Origin of the sequence: Sphingomonas sp. AP4-R1 (assembly GCF_013113735.1) — a bacterium.
Taxonomy (GTDB): domain Bacteria; phylum Pseudomonadota; class Alphaproteobacteria; order Sphingomonadales; family Sphingomonadaceae; genus Sphingomonas_I.
In genome coordinates this window covers 1,978,964-1,995,031 of the sequence record NZ_CP053346.1, presented here as the reverse complement: position 1 = coordinate 1,995,031, position 16,068 = coordinate 1,978,964, and the positions used below count along the sequence as shown (strand labels likewise).

The window sequence follows — 16,068 nt, the reverse complement described above, 5'->3', positions numbered from 1 at the left end:
GCAATGTGCGGGAACTTTATCGGCCAACCGAAGGAAAGGCCCCGGCCGTCACCGGACGGGCGGGGCCTTGAGGGTTAGCGGCTCGCGGCCACGGCCGGGCCGTAGAGCAGACCGTTGAACAGGAATTTGAACGTCATGTAGCTCTGCGCGCGCTGGGCGACTTCCGGGCCCATCACGAACAATTTGCCACGACCGAGATCGACATCGGCGATCGCGGTGGTGCCGTTGAGCTTGTCCTGGCCCCACGCCCAGCCCGAGCGCAGCGGCGTCGCGCTATCGAACCAGGCAATCTTGCTGGTGCCGGCGGCGCCGGAAGGCAGCGTGAAGGTCTGGTTCTGGTTGAAGAAGATGTCCGTCTTCGCGGGCAGCCCGTAAGCGAGCGGCTGGCTGTTATCCACCGTCGCCTGCAGGATCGATCCGGGGATGTAGAAGGTCTTCCCGTCCAGCATCTGCTGCTTGCCGTTGACCGTGGTGACGAGCGCCGGCTTCAGATCCGTACCCAGCGCGGTGGCGAGGCGGGTGGCGCTTCCCATCGTCACGATCGTGCCGCCGGCCTTGGCGAAGGCGGCCAGCTGCGGCACCGTCTTGGTGTCGCTGATCGTGCCGAGCCAGGGACGGAATTCGGCCGGAATATCCTCGGCCTTCGGCATCATCGGCGGACGGCCGCGGAACGCGCCGTCGCCATTCGACGGCACGGTGCCGTCCGCGAACAGCAGCACATCATATTTCGCGTTCAGATTCCCCGCATCCAGTTCCTGCGGATAGACGACCGTGTAGGGGAATTCGAACTGTTCGAGCACCCACTTGGTCCAGCCGGCGGGAATCACGCCGCCATATTGATCGACGAGGCCGATCCGCACCGGCTTGAGCGGGATCGCCGCCGCCGTGGGCTTGGCCGCGACGGCATAGGCATCGATGCCCAGCCCTTTCGTGCCGTCGGCGATGATCGAGGCGGCCTGCGCGCTCGCCGGCACCCAGACCGTGCCTGCGGGCATCGAAGCCTTGCCCGCCTTCACCGGCGCCTTCAGCCAGAAGACCGGAGCCCCCGCCTTCAGCAGGCGGTTCGTGAGCGTATAGCCATTGTCCGTCTCGTGGCTGATCAGCCAGCCGGCCTTGCCGGTGCCGATCACCTTGCCGGCGGGCGCGGTCAGCAGTTGATCGGGCAGCTTCTCGAACGGGCCGTCGAACGCGTCCAGCACGCGATCGTAGGAGAAGCCCATCTGGTAGGTCAGATTGTAGCCGGTGATGTCATAGGGCGCGATCGGCGGCCCGCCCGGATAAGCGAGATTGTTCGGGTGATCCTGCGGCTCGAACATGTCGAGCACGTGCGGGCGGTAAGCCTGATCGGTGCGGACCACGAACGAGCCTGCCGGATAGGATTTGCCCGCGACGGTGAAAGGCTTGGTCGCCTTCAGCACGTCCACGCCATTCTTGATGAGCGTGTTCAGAAACACGATCGTGGTCGGCATGTCCTTCTGATTGGTGGTGATGACATAGCCGCGCGGATCGCGCTTGGCCGGATCGCGCAGGATCTTGTCGTAAAGCGCGGGATCGGCCGCCGGCGTGCGCCCGCCAAACATATTGGCCGTCTCGACCGGATGCTCCTTCGCGGCGGCCTTCAAGAGATCGATGTCGTTCGGCGTGGTCGTCCAGCTATCGGTCTTGCCGCGCGCGATCGCGTTCGAACCCATGCGATAGATGTTGAACAGCAGGCGCTCGCGATTGTCGGCGGCGAAACGCATCACCGCGCGGTTCATCGTCCACGTATAATCGAGGCTGTCCTTCAGGTGCCATTCGCGTGGGCGGACCGGCATCGGCACGTCGTTGCGCGCCAGCTGCTGATCCGGGATGAGCGGGATCATCTCGGGCGTGGGGCCGCCGATGATCTCGGTCAGCAGGCCGATCGAATTGTGGAAATAGGAGACGGAGCGCTCCATCCCGTTATGCCACGTCGAGTAATTGGCGGCGCTGCGCGCGCCCGATCCGGCCTTGCCCTCGGCGATCAGGCCGGAGTGCATCGCGAAGCCGACCTCGTCCAGCTCGGTGATCAGCAGCGGATCGTAATTATAGTTGAAGGGATCGCGGAACGGCGGAACGAACACCACCATGCCCTCCGGCCCGGTCTGGTGCATGTTGTAGACGATTTCCGGATACCATTCGCGGAACAGCATCTTGTTGACGTTGGTCGTCTCGGGCTGCTGCGACATGAAGCTGTCGCGATTGTTATCGTGGCCGATATACTTCTGGTAGAGGCGCGGGATCGAGCGCATCTCGCGCTTCTTGGGATCGCCATTGCGCATATACCAGTCGGCCACCAGCTGCAGGCCATCCGGATTGTCCTGGCCGAACAGGATGATCTCGTTGTCGAGGATCTTCATCGTCTCGGCATCGGTCGCGGTCAGCATCCGGTAGAGAACGTGGATCTGGCTCTGGGTGGTGATCGTCTCGGTTGCGTGCAGGCCGGCATCGATCCACACGATCGACTTGCCCTTGGCGGCCAGTTCACGCGCCGTCTCGTCGGTCAGGCCCTCGGCCTTGGCAAGGCGCTTCGCGATCAGCCGATAGTCTTCCATCTTGGCGAGATTCTCGGGCGTCGAGACGATCGCGACGACCATCGTGCGGCCCTCGGCGCTCTTACCGATCTCGACCAGCTTCATCCGGTTGGATTCGGTCGCCAGCTTCCGCAGGTAGGCTTCATACTGAGTGTAGTTGGCCAGGAAGTAATCGCTGCCCGGCTCCTGCGGGAAGAATTGCGACGGCGCAGTCACGCCCGCCACGGGCGGCGTGATCGGGCCTGCCGCCCCCGCCGCACCGGCCGCTGCCGCCATCAACGCTATCGCTGCCGCACCGAGCAGCATCCCGCGCTTCACCATAAATCCGGACCCCTTATCGTCATTCTGCCGTCCTCGGAGGGACGGTCGCGGAGGAAGACGCATGAGCGCAGGTCGCCCTCACGCAGCAACAAAAATAAATCTGATCAATTCAGGCGGGGACCAGATCGAACGCCACCGTGAGCCTTGGTTCGTCGCCCGCAAACGGCTCGGTGCCGTGCCAGAGATAGGAGGGGAACAGCGCGACATGGCCCGGCTCGGGCCGGATCGCGCGAAAGGGCTCGACGCGCGGCGTGGTCGGGATTCCGGGCCGACCGAAGGAGAGCCAGCCCTCCCGCCCCCGATCGATTGCGTCGGGCAGATCGACGTAGAAAGCCGAGGAAAGCCAGCCTTCGGGATGGACATGATCGACATGCCGCCCGCCCGGCTGGAGCAGCACCGACCAGGCGCCGAGGATGCGGTAATCGCCACCGAGGCGCGGCCGCGCGCGCAGCGGATCGGCACCGGTGCCAAGGCCGCCGATATGCGTGCGGATCGGCGCATCGAGCGCGGCGAACAGAGCGCGCAGTACGGGCAGATCCGAGCGGGCCAGATCGATCTGGGTCTGGCTGCCATGGCGCAAGGATTGCTCCAGCGGATGCGTCCGCCAGCCGTGCAGGCCGCGCAGCGTCTCGCCGAGTTCGGCAAGGAAGGCATCGAGGCTCGGCCAGCCCGTCGGCGCCACGATCGGTGAGAAACTGACGAAGGCGGGATCCTCGCACAGCGCGGCATGGCGCGAATCCTTCTGCAGGAGCCAGGCCGTGCTCAGCAGAGCGATCAACCCCTGATCGTTCGGTGCGGAGGGCAGGATGCGCTGGACGAGCTGCTCCGCCTCCCCTGCCCTGCCCATGTGCAACAACGCCTCCACCGCCGCCCGCGCCGCCCCCGCCGAGGACGGCGCAGCCCGCAGCGCCGCGATCGCATGATCGAGCTGCGCCGCCGCGTCCCCCAGATCGGCAGCGGCACGCGAGGCGGCCTCATGGAGCCCGGCATGATCGGGGCTGCGCGCCAGCGCCGCCTTCAGGGACGCAATCGCCCGCCGCCCCTCCCCCGCATTGATCAGCACCTTGGCGTGCAGCATCGCCAATTCAGGGACGGTCGGCAGGGTGCGCATCGTCGCCTCCAGCGTCACCAGCGCCGTGTTGGCATCCGCGGTCCGCATCCAGCGCAACTGGGCCAGATCACGCTGCGCCTCGAGATAGGCGGCGCGGCGCGCGATCGCTTCCAGATAGGCGGCTTCCGCTTCGTCCAGCCGCCCCAGCCCCTGCAGCGCGCGGGCGCGGACCAGCCACGTCTCCGGTGCATCAAGCCCTTTGGCAAAGGCCCGCCCCGTCGCCTCCTCCGCCTCGGCAAAGCGGGTCAGATCACCCAGCGTGGAGGCGAGATTATGCTCGGCCACGGCGCTGGCGGGGGCGGCCGCCACCGCGCGAAGATTGAAGGCCAAAGCCTCTTCCAGCCGCCCGGCAGCCTTCAGGCGCGAGGCCTGTTCCTGCAATAAGCGTGGATCGGATGTCACAGGTCAGCGCCTTCTTGGGGCCCGCGCGAACGCGCGCTTGCAGCGGCGGACGAAGCAGGTGATCGTGCGTTCACACATGTTGAAGCACCGTCATATCGAAGTCTTCCACGCCGTCTATCAATCCGGCTCGGTAAGCGCGGCGGCGCGGGCGCTCAATGTCTCGCAGCCTTCGGTCAGCAAGGTGCTGCGCCACGCGGAGAGCCGGATCGGCTTCACATTGTTCCGCATCGTCAAGGGCAGGCTCGTTCCCACGGACGAGGCGCATATCCTGTTCCGCGAGGTGCGCGAACTGCAGACGCGGCTCGATTCGCTGCAGCAGACGACGATCAATTTGCGGCGCGGCAGCGAGGGACGGCTCAGCCTCGCCGTGCTGCCCTCGTTGGGGCTGGACGTGGCGCCGGCGGCGGTGAGCCGCTTCCGCGCGAAGAATCGCGACGTCTCGATCGACATCCAGACGTTGCACAATGACGATATCCTGCGCTCGCTCTACGAGCGCGAATGCGATCTGGCGGTGAGCTACGATCTGCCGCGCCACCCGCGCCTCGCCCATATCCAGTTGGCGAGCGGCGAACTGGTGCTGCTGTTCCGCAAGGAGGACTGGCCCGACGCGCCCGAGCGCGTCTCGCTGGAGATGGTGGCCGAGCGGGACGTGATCAGCCTGTCCTCGACGGGCACGCTCGCGAACCTGTTCAACGAGGAGATGGGCGAGGAGACGCCCGTGCGCGCCCAGGTGAGCGTGCAGACCTATTATGTCGCGGCCGCGCTCGTGCGGCGCGGCGCGGGCGTCGCGATCGTCGATGAATTCACCGCGCGCGCCTGCCTGTCGGACGGGATGGATTTCCGTCCGCTCGTCGAGAAGGCGGCGTTCGGTGTTTATGCGATCCATCTGGAAGATCGCCCGCTGTCGCGCCTCCAAAGCGAGTTCATCCGCACGCTGCGGGAGACGATCGCGGAGATCAGTGCTTAGAGGCTGTTTGCGAAATGCGCGGCCCTCTCCCGTTCGTGCCGAGCCTGTCGAAGCACCGCCCTTCTTCCTGAAAGACCGGAAAAGAAGAATAGCTTCGACATGCTCGGGGCAAGCGGAGTGAGAAGGCCGGTGCCGCCGCCCACATGAGCGGATCATCAAACCCCTCATAGCCTTCGTCTATACGCCGCCTCTTCCTTTGAAATATCGGCAATGCCGGGAAATCTGACATCGATTGGGGACAGCGAGCATCCCTCGCCCCTCCCAAGAAGAGAGCGGAATGATCCCGAGCCCCTATCTGCTGTATCTCGGCTCATCGACCGATGAGCTTTCGGTGAAGACCTCGCGTGGCATCGCCGTCTGGCGGCCGGAGGTCGCCGTCGGCGAATATCGCAATCCCGACTGCACCGTGACGCTCGGCCTCGAGCATCTCGACTTCGCCGAGGCCTATGCGCGCGGCGCGCGCACGCTGGTGCTAGGTGTCGCCAATGCGGGCGGCATCATGGGGCCGTCGGCCAAGGCCGACGTGCTGGCGGCGCTCGCCGCCGGGCTCAATGTCGCCGCGGGCCTGCATGACCGCCTCAACGATCATCCCGATCTGGTCGCCGCCGCCGAGGAAGCCGGCCTGCAATTGTTCGACGTGCGCGAGCCGCCGAAGGGTCTCGTCGTCGGCAATGGCCGCCCGCGCGCAGGCAAGCGCCTGCTGACGGTCGGCACCGATTGCTCGGTCGGCAAGATGTACACGACGCTGGCACTGGAGCGCGAACTGCATGCGCGCGGCCTGCCCGCCGATTTCCGCGCCACCGGCCAGACCGGCATCCTCATCGCCCAGTCCGGCGTACCGATCGATGCCGTGGTCGCCGATTTCATCTCTGGCGCCGCCGAGATGATCTCGCCCGCCCGCACCGACGACGGCTGGGATCTGATCGAGGGCCAGGGCTCGCTGTTCCACCCCTCCTTCGCGGGCGTCTCGCTCGGCCTGCTGCACGGAGCGCAGGCGGAAGCGCTCGTCATGTGCCACGAATATGGCCGGCCGAGCATGCGCGGCTTGTCTTATCGCACGTTGCCGGACATCGGCGAATGTATGGAAGCGAACCTCGCCGCCGCCGCTCTCACCCGTCCGGGCGCGCGCTTCGTCGGCATCGGCCTGAACACGTCGCGTCTGTCCGATGAGGATGCGCTGCGCGTGTGCGCCGAGGCGGAAGACAAATATGGGCTGCCCTGCCAGGATCCTCTGCGAATGGGTGTGAACCGGATCATCGACAGGCTGCTGGAATGCGACGCGACATCCGTAGCGGCATAGAAAGCTGGCCGCTGGAGCGGCCCTTCCGCATCTCGCGCGGGGTGAAGACCGCCGCCGAGGTGGTGACGGTGGAGATCGAGGCGGACGGCGTCATGGGTCGCGGCGAGGCCGTGCCCTATGCCCGCTATGAGGAAACGCCCGCCACCGTCCTCGCCGAAATACGGGAAGTGACGGACGCGCTCGCCTCCGGTGCCGGGCGGGCCGACCTCCCCGGCCTGCTGGCGCCGGGAGCGGCCCGCAACGCGATCGATTGCGCGCTGTGGGATTGGGAACTGAAGCAGGGCAAAGCCTCGCTCCCCCTGCTCACCCGTCCGCTGGCGACGGCCCTCACTGTGAGCCTCGACACGCCCGAGGCGATGGGCGAGGCCGCTGTGGCGCTGGCCGCCGCCCCGCTCGTGAAGGTGAAGGTGAACGCCGAGGATGTGGAGGCGTGCCTGCGCGCCGTCCGCAAGAGCGCGCCCGCGCCGAAGCTGATCGTCGATCCCAACGAAAGCTGGGATCTGGCCCTGCTCGCCAGCCTTCAGCCTTTGCTGGCCGAACTGCGCGTCGATTTCGTCGAGCAACCGGTGCCGTCCGAGATTGATGCGGGGCTTGCCGGGTTCGAGCGCGCCGTGCCAATCTGTGCCGATGAATCGGTGCATGTCAGCCGCGATCTCGATCACCTCGTCGGCCGCTACGACATGGTGAACATCAAGCTCGACAAGACGGGCGGCCTGACCGAGGCGCTCGTTCTGCTGGAAGCGGCGCGGGCACGGGGCTTCGGTGTGATGGTCGGCTGCATGATCTCCACCTCGCTTTCGATCGTGCCCGCGCTCGCCGTGGCGATGCACGCCGATTATGCCGATCTCGACGGGCCGTGGTGGCTCAAGCAGGACCGGCCCGGTGGCATCACCGTGGAAGACGGCATGATCCTGCCCCCCGCCCCCGGCTTCTGGGGCACGAACCGAGCGTGACAATGCGGGGACGTGAAGGCAGGCGCGGCCTGATCCTGTGGCAGCGCGTGCTGATCGGCCTGCTGCTGGGCATCGCCCTGGGTTTCGCCTTTCCGGGCGTGGCACCGACGATCGCCTTTGTCGGCGAACTCTTTGTACGCCTGATCCGGATGCTGGTCGTCCCCGTCGTGCTGATCACGATCGCGGCGGGGATCACCACGCTGGGCGATCCGTCGCGGTTGGGCTCGCTCGGCGGGCGGACGCTGGGCCTGTTCCTCGCCACCACCTTCGTCGCGGTCGCGGTCGGCATGATCGTCGCGATTCTGCTACGGCCGGGCGAGGGCGTAACGCTGGCGGGCGCCGCCGCGCAGTCGCTGGGCGAGGCCAAGACGCTCCACGATCAGCTGATCGGGATCGTGCCGACCAACATCTTCGACTCGCTCGCCAAGGGCGAGATGCTGCCGATCATCCTCTTCTCGATCCTGATCGGGGTGGGCGTCGTGCTGGCGGGGGAGGATGGCCGCCCGGTCGCGAATTTCCTCGCCGCCGCCTCGGCCGTCCTGCTCCGCATCGTGCGCCTCGTGATGGAGCTGACGCCGTTCGGCGTGTTCGCGCTCGTCGCCAATGCGGTGGCAGCGGGCGGCGTGCAGGTGTTCGCGCATATCGGCTGGCTGGCCCTGGGCGTCGTGATCGGATCTCTGATCCAGATCGCCTTCGTCCACCTGCCGCTGGTCCGCACGGTCGCCGGCATCGGCCCGCGCCGCTTCCTGGGCGGGATCGTCGATGCGCTGGCGATCGCTTTCTCCACCGCCTCCAGCTCCGCGACGATGCCGGTCGCGATGCGCTGCGCCGAGGATAATCTCGGCGTCTCGCGCACGATCACCTCCACCGTGCTGCCGCTGGGCGCCGCGATCGGCAAGGACGGCACGGCCATGTATGTCGGCCTGATCAGCCTGTTCAGCCTGCAGGCGTTCGGCGTCCCGCTCTCGCCCGTCGTGCTGGGGACGGTGTGGCTGACGGGTGCGCTGGCGGCCTTCGGCACCGCGCCCGTTCCGTCCGCCTCGCTGTTCATGCTGGCCGCCGTGCTGTCTGCAGTGGGCGTACCGGCGGAGCAGACCGCCTTGATGGTGGGCTTCATCCTGCCCTTCGATCGGCTGCTGGACATGACGCGCACCGTGCCGAGCGCATCGGCGAACATCGTTGTCGCCACCAGCGTCGCCGCGTGGGAGGGGGAGCTGGACCGTACCGCCGCCTCTCGCCCCGCGCAGGAATAGGCCCGAAATTTCTCGCCGAAGCGGCCCCTTACGGCGTCCCGGCCGATGCCCTATATCGCTCGCTTATGCTCGGTGAGGGACGTCACACTTTTCGCTTCGATTTGGCCCCGAAAATGGGCAAATCGGCGAGTGGGTGGGAAACTTTCCCGGCCGATCGGATCAGCTATGGCGCGGATCCGGCGCAGGGCAGAGCGAGGGACATGATCTCGCCCGCTCTTTCCCCATCCCGGTGGATGGACGCGACATGCGCGCCGCGGAGACAGTGATGCGCGTCGTACGGGGTTTCTGGCGGCTTCTGGTCGGGATCAAGGATGCTCTCGTGCTCCTGCTCCTGCTGTTGTTCTTCGGTGCGCTCTTCGCCCTGCTGTCGGTACGCCCCAATCCGTCCGTGCCCACCTCCGGCGCGCTGGTGCTGAAGCTGGACGGCACGATCGTCGAGCAGCCGGCCGATGCCGATCCGCTCTCCGTCATTTCCGGCAACGGGCCGGCGACGCGCGAATATCGCCTGCGCGATGTGGTGCGCGCGCTGCAGGTGGCCTCCACCGATCCGCTGGTGAAGGCGATCGTGCTGGATCTCGATCGCTTCGCGGGCGGGCGTCAGGCGGCGCTGGCCGAAGTGGGCGAGGCGATCGACGGCGCGCGGCGCGGCGGCAAGCCAGTCTTCGTCTATGCGACCGGCTATGCCGATGACGGATACCAGCTCGCCGCGCACGCCAGCGACCTGTGGCTCAATCCGCTGGGCGCGATCTTCCTGAGCGGGCCCGGCGGCTCGCAGCTCTATTACAAGGGCCTGCTCGACAAGATCGGCGTCACCGCGCACCTCTATCGCGTCGGCCGCTTCAAGTCGGCGGGCGAGCCCTATATCCGCGCCGATCTCTCGCCCGAGGCGCGCGCCGCCAATCAGGCGCTGGCGGACAGCCTGTGGGCGCGATGGAACGAGGAGGTCGCGAAGGCCCGCCCCAAGGCGCAGCTCGCCCCTTATGAGAAGGATCCGGCCGGAGCGCTGGAGCGCGCCGGCAACGATACGAGCAAGGCCGCGCTGGATGCGGGCCTGGTCGACAAGCTTGGCGATCGCATCGCCTTTGGCCGCCGCGTCGCCGAGATTGCCGGCGACGCCGCTGGCGGCAAGCCCGGCGACTATCAGGCGATCCCGATCGATCGCTATCTCGCGGCCCATCCCGAGCCCGCCGCCGGCAAGGTCGGCGTGCTGACGATCGCGGGCGAGATCGTGGACGGCGAGCGCGGCCCCGGCACCGCCGGCGGCGAGACGATCGCGCGCCTGCTGACCGACGAACTCGCCAAGAAGCGCATCAAGGCGCTGGTGGTGCGCGTCGACAGCCCCGGTGGCTCGGTGACGGGTTCGGAGCGGATCCGCAGCGCGATCCTCGAAGCCAAGTCGCAGGGGCTGCCGATCGTCGTCTCGATGGGATCGGTGGCGGCTTCGGGCGGCTATTGGGTGTCGACGCCCGGCCAGATGGTGTTCGCCGATCCCGCCACGATCACCGGATCGATCGGCGTGTTCGCGTTGATCCCCACCTTCGAGGGCACGCTCGCCAAGCTTGGCCTGTCGGCGGACGGCGTGGCGACCACGCCGCTCTCCGGCCAGCCGGACGTGCTGAAGGGCACCTCGCCCACGATCGACCGGCTGATCCAGGGCAGCATCACCAGCACCTATGCGCGCTTCATGAACATCGTCGGTGCCGCGCGCCACATGACGCCCGAGCATGTCGACGAGATCGGCCAGGGCCATGTGTGGGCGGGCAGCACCGCGCGCCAGTTGGGCCTCGTCGATCGCTTCGGCGGGCTGGACGATGCGATCGCTTTCGCCGCCTCCGCCGCCAAGCTTTCGGGCGGCGACGCGCGGCCGCGCTGGATCGAGCGCGATCCCAATCCCTACAAGGCGCTGCTGGCCGAATGGGCCGGTCGCCGTCCGGACGGCGATGCCGATGCCGCGGTGACCGATCCCCTCGCCCGCATCGCCCGCGCGCCGCAGGCGACGGCATTGAACGCGCTGGCCGATGCCGGCACTATCCTCTCCGGCCCGGTGGTGCAGGTCCGCTGCCTGGAATGCGGCGGCACGGCGCCCGCGCCCGATGCCGCCTCGGTCCGCGCGATGCTGCCCGGCCTCGTCGCGAAGCTGGCTCGCTAAGATGCTGTCGCAACATAGCCGCTATGCGCTGAAGGCGCTGCTCCACATGGCCTCCTGCGAACGGGAGGGGCCGGAGCCGATCGTCTCGATCGCGACGGCCGCCAACGTGCCGAGGAAGTTTCTCGAGGCGATCTTCGTCGATCTCAAGCGCAACGGCTTCGTCGCCAGCACGCGCGGCCCGCGCGGCGGCTATGTCCTCACGCGCCCGCCGGGCGAGATCACGTTCGGCGAGGTGATCCGATCGATCGAGGGGCCGCTGGCGCTGATCGGCTGCGCGAGCCAGAAATTCTACCGCCCCTGCCGCGATTGCTCGGACGAAGCCGCCTGCGCGCTGCGCCGCGTGATGATGGATGCGCGCGAACAGCTCGTCTCGGTGCTGGACCATCGCACGCTCGCCGATGCGGTGAGCGACCCGGCCTTTGCCGGCAATGAACTGGAAACGACGGAATAATCTGCCTTTCTTGCCAGCTGAAATCTTTTAGTTACCTGTCGAAACTAATCGGAGAATGCCCTCCGCGAAGGATCGACCTTGCTGCCTGTCCTCCCGCTGGAATTGAATCATAGCTGGCCGCTGTTCGAGCAGGAGCAGCGCTTCGATCTCGGCCTGATGGACCGTACAGACAGCTTCGAGCGCGCTTTCGCGCCCATCAGCGAGATTGACCGCGACGCGGCTCTGCGCGGCGGCATCGGCATCTGGTCCTGCGATCTGCTCGACGGCAACCGGCTGACCTGGTCCGATCAGGTGTTCGACATGTTCGGCCTGCCGCGCGGCGCCACGCTGAGGCGCGCGGAGACGGTGGGCTTCTATGCCGAGGAATCGCGCGCGGCGATGGAGCGGCTGCGCGCTTATGCGATCCGCCACCGGCGCGGCTTCATCCTCGATACGGTGATCAACGGCGGAGACGGGCAGCGCCGCTGGATGCGACTGATCGCCGCCCCCTTCTGCAACGGGGCGCGCGTGACCGGACTGCGCGGCCTGAAACTGGACGTTTCCGCCACCTACGCGTGAGGGGCCAACCGCCCGTCATTGCGAGCGCAGCGAAGCAATCCAGTCCGCTCGTTCGGGACTGGAGTGCTTCGCTGCGCTCGCAATGACGAAGCCTTATAAGACCCCCCGTTCGTGCTGAGCCAAGTCGAAGCACGTGCCACAAGCGATGTCGCCTAGAGCCCGTCCTTCGACTTCGCTCAGGACGAACGGGGGAGGAGGAAGCGGCTCACGCGATCGAGAACGCAATCCTCCACCCCTCCCCCTATTTCACAGCAAACTTCCGAAACGCGCTGTCCGCATTCCAGGCCGGGCGCTTGGCCCCGTTCGCCACGCTCAGCGCCATGTCCGCCACGAAATCGTTGAGCTTGACCGCTTCCTCCTTCTCCACCGGCTGATCGATGTCGTCCGAGGGCGAGTGGTAGCGCACGGCGCGCCATTCCTTCTCGATCTGCTCCTCGGGCGTGCCGCGCGCGAAGCCGAACTTGAACGCGACCGAGGGGATGCCCGCACGGATGAAGCTGAACTGGTCCGATCGCGTGAAGCTGTTGCGATCGGGCAGCGGATCGGGCGCCAGCGGCAGGCCACGCGCGGCGCTCACCGCCTTGGCCACCTCACCCAGACTGCTTTCCTCGGCGCCCAGCACCAGCACGCTCTTTAACGGCCACAGCGGCAGCGGCATGTCGAAGTTCAGATCCGCGACGATGTCCTTCCTCGGCACGGTCGGCCGGCTGGCGAAGTAACGCGAGCCGAGCAGCCCCTTCTCCTCCGCCGTCACGAACGCGAACAGGATCGAGCGCTTCGGCGTCGCGCCGTCCGCCTTCAGCTTGGCCGCGATCTCCAGCACGGTGGCGACACCCGAGGCATCGTCCATCGCGCCGTTATAGATCGTGTCGCCCTTGATCGGCTCGCCCACGCCGAGCCCATCGAGATGCGCCGAGACGACGACATATTCGTTCTTCAGCTTCGGATCCGTGCCCGGCATCTTCGCGACGATATTGGGCGAGGTCACCTCGCGCCGCTGCGCCGCGACCTTCACCTTCAGCCGCTCGCCCAGATCGAAGCGCGGCACCGGCTTCGATGCGTCGGCCAGCGTGCCGACCTCCTCGAAGCTGTGGCCCGATCCCTTGAACAAAAGCTCCGACTGGGCGGTGTCGAACATCGCCGAAAAGAACGGCACCTTGATGTCGCGCAGCGCGGCATCGGCCAGGAACATCGCGGGCTGCGAGGAGATGCCCATCCGGCGCGCCCACGGAATTTCGATCTGCTTGGGCGGGGTGAGCGCGAGGATGCCGACCGCGCCCTTCTCCGCCAGATATTTGGTCCGTTCCGATCGCGCGTTGGACTTGAGCGCGCCGGAGATGGTGGAGGGCCCGCCCGCGATCACGACGACGATCTTGCCCTTCACGTCCAGCCCGGCGAAATCGTCATAGCCCGCCTCGGGAATGCGCAGGCCATAGCCCGCGAACACCATCGGCGCGTCGATCATGTCCGGCGCGGGGCCGCCGCCGCCCGACACGATCATCGCATCGGGCACCTTGAGCGGCACGGAACCGCCCGGCCCCTCCAGCGACGCCACCGTCTGGGGGCCAAGGATGCGCTGCTCGGTGAAGCCCACCGGCTGGAAGAAGCCGTCCACGCCCGCCGGCTCCAGCCCCATCGCCTTGAGCCGGCCGATCACATAATCGGCCGCGCGCAGATGATCGGGCGTGCCGGTCAGGCGGCCCTTCATGTCGTCATTGGCGATCGCCTGCACATGCGCCCACCATGTCTCTCCGCGCGTGGCGGCGGTGGCGGAGGTGGCGCCCAAAAGGGCGAGCGTGAGGGCGAAAGCGCGGCGCATGATGTCTCCTCGAATGACCTGGGCACGATGGCCGAGCCGGCCGCGCATTGCAAAGGGCGGAGCCCTTCTTCAGGGCACCCCGTTCTGCAGCGTGAAGGCGACGACCGTTCCCTCGGCGCCGGACGACTCGATCCAGATGCGCCCTCCGTGCGCCTCCACGATCGTGCGGGAGATGATGAGACCGAGGCCGAAGCCCGATTCCTTCGTCGTCTCCAGCGGCGCGAAGACGTCGTGATCGGGCATGGCGACGCCGCTGCCATTGTCGCGCACGTCCAGCCGCACGCAGCCCTTGTCGTCTCTCCGCACGCGCAGGCCGATCAGGACAGGGCCGGCCGGCACGGCCTCCACCGCATTCCGCATCAGATTGGTGAAGACCTGGCTCAGTTGCACCTCGTCCGCGATCACCATCGCGGCATCCTCGTCGATCTCGGTTTCGAAGAGGATGGCCCTGTCCTCTGTCACGGCCTCGACCAGTTCCGCGGCCCTGTGCCAAGCGCCGGACACGACGATCGGAACATGCTCGTCCCGCTTCATCACCATCTCCCGGACGCGCCGGACGATCTGCCCGGCGTTGCGGACCTGCGTCTCGCCCGACAGGATCAGATCCTCGATCTCCGGATGGGGGGCCGTGCCGGGCCGCGCGAGCAGGCGCCGGCTGGCGACCAGATAATTGGCGGCGGCGGCGAGCGGCTGGTTGATCTCATGCGCCAGCGTGGCGGCCATCAGATGCATCGCATCCAGCCGCGACAGCTGGACGATCCGGCTCTCCAGGCTTTCGAGGCGCTTCGCGGTGGTGACGTCCTGATCGATCCCGTGCACGCCGATGATCGTGCCCTCGGCATTGCGGGTCGGATAGGCGATCACGCGGCGCACCCGCCGCCCGCCATCCTGGGCCCCGCCCCGCCGCTGGAACTCGCAGGGCTCGCCGGTGGCCATCACGACGTGGAACGCCTCTTCCACCCGCCTGCGATCCTCGGGATCGAGGCCGGGCAGAATGTCCGCCAGCTTCTTTCGCTGCCGGCCCCGATCGCCATACAGCCAATCCAGCACCGGCGAACGCCAGACCGTATCGGTGGCGGCATCCCAGCTCCACTCGCCCATCCGCCCCATCATCTGGGCGACCAGCAGGCGGCGATTATTCTCGGCCAGAGCCAGTTCGCGTCGCACCTGCGCATCGATCGCGCGGAAGGCCAGCCAGGCGACGGCCAGCACGGCGATCGTGCGCGTCAGCGCGCCGGCCAGATGGACCCGCCCGAACCAATGAAACGGATTGAGGGTGGCCCCATGCCCCACCGCGCTCGCCACGATCAGCGGATAGGCCCGCGCATGATGGAAGCTGGCCGAACGGGCGACATGATCCCGCCCGCCCTCTCCGGAATGGCGCCCATGCGCATCGCCGTGTCGGATCCGGTCCCAGGCCCCCGGACCGAGGCCGAGCCATGCCCACTCGGCACCGCTCAGCCGCACGTTCGGAACGACACGGTCGCCGATCATGCGCGCGCGAACGATGCCGTCGTCCCCGATGATCACCGTATCCGTGTTCGTCGCGCCCCACGCATCGCCCGTCACCCCCAGCAGCGCCGCCGGCGCCATCGGCACGATCGCCAGGATGCGATTGGTGCGGTCGGTGCGGTCGGGCGCCCGCATGAAGCGTCGTATCGCGTAAATGCGCTCCGCCCCCGTCGCCGGGTCCCGGAATGGCGGGCTGATCAGGAGCCGCCCGTCCTGCATGGGCGCACGGCCCATCCATGCCAGAAGATCCGCGGGAAGCGCCGTCGGCGAGCGGCCGACAGCGGCGATGATCCTCCCGTCCCCGGACGCGATCCGCGTGCCGGCCAGAAGCCGCCCGGCGAGTACCGGATCACTCCCGAGGAAGATCGGCCCGGACGGGGAACGCGCGCCCGCGATCAACGCCTCTCCGTAAAGCTGGAACACATGATCCATGGCCATCCGCACCGCATCCAGCGTGCGCGCGACATAGAGTTCGTGATCGCGCACGCGGGCGTCGTTGCCCTCCACGGCCAGGGTGATCCCATGACGATGCAGCAGATGCGCCCGACTGACCGAGGCGATCCAGATCACCGCGATCAGCGAAAGTGAAATTGCTGCAACTGCGAACTTCGCTTTCCTTGACGAAGGGGAGCGAGGCAATGCACTGCCGCTCAAAAACTGCGCATTATCGTTAAAAAATGGCAGTTTATCGAAAATTTCGTCTCCCCCTTTCCGGCGCGG

The 16,068-nt window shown here is 67.2% G+C and carries 11 protein-coding genes; 7 read left to right on the top strand and 4 right to left on the bottom strand.

Features of this window, described 5'->3' with window-relative positions; genetic code table 11:
- Positions 1-74: 74 nt before the first annotated feature.
- Both HL653_RS09425 and HL653_RS09420 read right to left on the bottom strand, forming a co-directional pair.
- A complete protein-coding gene (locus HL653_RS09425) occupies positions 75-2,873 on the bottom strand; it encodes a M14 metallopeptidase family protein (RefSeq protein ID WP_171744302.1) in 2,799 nt (932 codons plus the stop codon).
- 109 nt (positions 2,874-2,982) lie between these two features.
- Positions 2,983-4,386: a 2OG-Fe(II) oxygenase family protein gene (locus HL653_RS09420; RefSeq protein WP_171744301.1), complete on the bottom strand. Its 1,404-nt coding sequence runs from the start codon at positions 4,384-4,386 to the stop codon at positions 2,983-2,985.
- Between the two features lie 76 nt (positions 4,387-4,462).
- Between HL653_RS09420 and HL653_RS09415 the strand changes: the two genes are divergently transcribed.
- The 7 genes from HL653_RS09415 (at position 4,463) to HL653_RS09385 (ending at position 12,017) form a co-directional block, all read left to right on the top strand.
- A complete protein-coding gene (locus HL653_RS09415; RefSeq protein ID WP_253717797.1) occupies positions 4,463-5,353 on the top strand; it encodes a LysR family transcriptional regulator in 891 nt (296 codons plus the stop codon).
- Positions 5,354-5,630: 277 nt separating this feature from the next.
- Positions 5,631-6,653 (top strand): N-acetyltransferase DgcN, encoded by a 1,023-nt coding sequence (gene dgcN, locus HL653_RS09410; RefSeq protein WP_171744300.1) that lies wholly within the window; start codon positions 5,631-5,633, stop codon positions 6,651-6,653.
- Positions 6,626-7,606 (top strand): N-acetyl-D-Glu racemase DgcA, encoded by a 981-nt coding sequence (gene dgcA, locus HL653_RS09405; protein WP_171744299.1) that lies wholly within the window; start codon positions 6,626-6,628, stop codon positions 7,604-7,606. The genes dgcN and dgcA overlap by 28 nt, the downstream gene beginning before the upstream one ends.
- A 2-nt stretch (positions 7,607-7,608) precedes the next feature.
- Positions 7,609-8,859, top strand: coding sequence for a dicarboxylate/amino acid:cation symporter (locus tag HL653_RS09400; protein ID WP_171744298.1), 1,251 nt, complete (start codon positions 7,609-7,611; stop codon positions 8,857-8,859).
- 265 nt (positions 8,860-9,124) lie between these two features.
- Complete coding sequence (gene sppA / locus HL653_RS09395) at positions 9,125-11,008, top strand: signal peptide peptidase SppA (RefSeq protein ID WP_171744297.1); 1,884 nt, start codon at positions 9,125-9,127, stop codon at positions 11,006-11,008.
- A 1-nt stretch (position 11,009) separates the two neighbouring features.
- Positions 11,010-11,459, top strand: coding sequence for an Rrf2 family transcriptional regulator (locus HL653_RS09390; RefSeq protein ID WP_171744296.1), 450 nt, complete (start codon positions 11,010-11,012; stop codon positions 11,457-11,459).
- 78 nt (positions 11,460-11,537) lie between these two features.
- On the top strand, positions 11,538-12,017 hold the full coding sequence (locus HL653_RS09385) for a hypothetical protein (RefSeq protein WP_253717791.1): 480 nt from the start codon (positions 11,538-11,540) through the stop codon (positions 12,015-12,017).
- Positions 12,018-12,258: 241 nt separating this feature from the next.
- On the opposite strand, the gene HL653_RS09380 is transcribed toward HL653_RS09385, so the two are convergent.
- Together HL653_RS09380 and HL653_RS09375 are read right to left on the bottom strand one after the other, a co-directional pair.
- A complete protein-coding gene (locus tag HL653_RS09380) occupies positions 12,259-13,836 on the bottom strand; it encodes a M28 family metallopeptidase (protein WP_171744295.1) in 1,578 nt (525 codons plus the stop codon).
- Positions 13,837-13,905: 69 nt separating this feature from the next.
- Entirely contained in the window at positions 13,906-15,918 is a 2,013-nt protein-coding gene (locus HL653_RS09375; RefSeq protein ID WP_171744294.1) for an ATP-binding protein, read from the bottom strand.
- Between the last annotated feature and the right edge of the window lie 150 nt (positions 15,919-16,068).

Bases quoted from the DNA above. Each gene is read 5' to 3' on its own strand.
- dgcN (WP_171744300.1), top strand. From the start codon at position 5,631: ATGATCCCGAGCCCCTATCTGCTGTATCTCGGCTCATCGACCGATGAG.
- HL653_RS09380 (WP_171744295.1), bottom strand. From the start codon at position 13,836: ATGCGCCGCGCTTTCGCCCTCACGCTCGCCCTTTTGGGCGCCACCTCC.
- dgcA (WP_171744299.1), top strand. From the start codon at position 6,626: ATGCGACGCGACATCCGTAGCGGCATAGAAAGCTGGCCGCTGGAGCGG.
- HL653_RS09415 (WP_253717797.1), top strand. From the start codon at position 4,463: ATGTTGAAGCACCGTCATATCGAAGTCTTCCACGCCGTCTATCAATCC.
- HL653_RS09390 (WP_171744296.1), top strand. From the start codon at position 11,010: ATGCTGTCGCAACATAGCCGCTATGCGCTGAAGGCGCTGCTCCACATG.
- HL653_RS09425 (WP_171744302.1), bottom strand. From the start codon at position 2,873: ATGGTGAAGCGCGGGATGCTGCTCGGTGCGGCAGCGATAGCGTTGATG.
- HL653_RS09400 (WP_171744298.1), top strand. From the start codon at position 7,609: ATGCGGGGACGTGAAGGCAGGCGCGGCCTGATCCTGTGGCAGCGCGTG.
- sppA (WP_171744297.1), top strand. From the start codon at position 9,125: ATGCGCGTCGTACGGGGTTTCTGGCGGCTTCTGGTCGGGATCAAGGAT.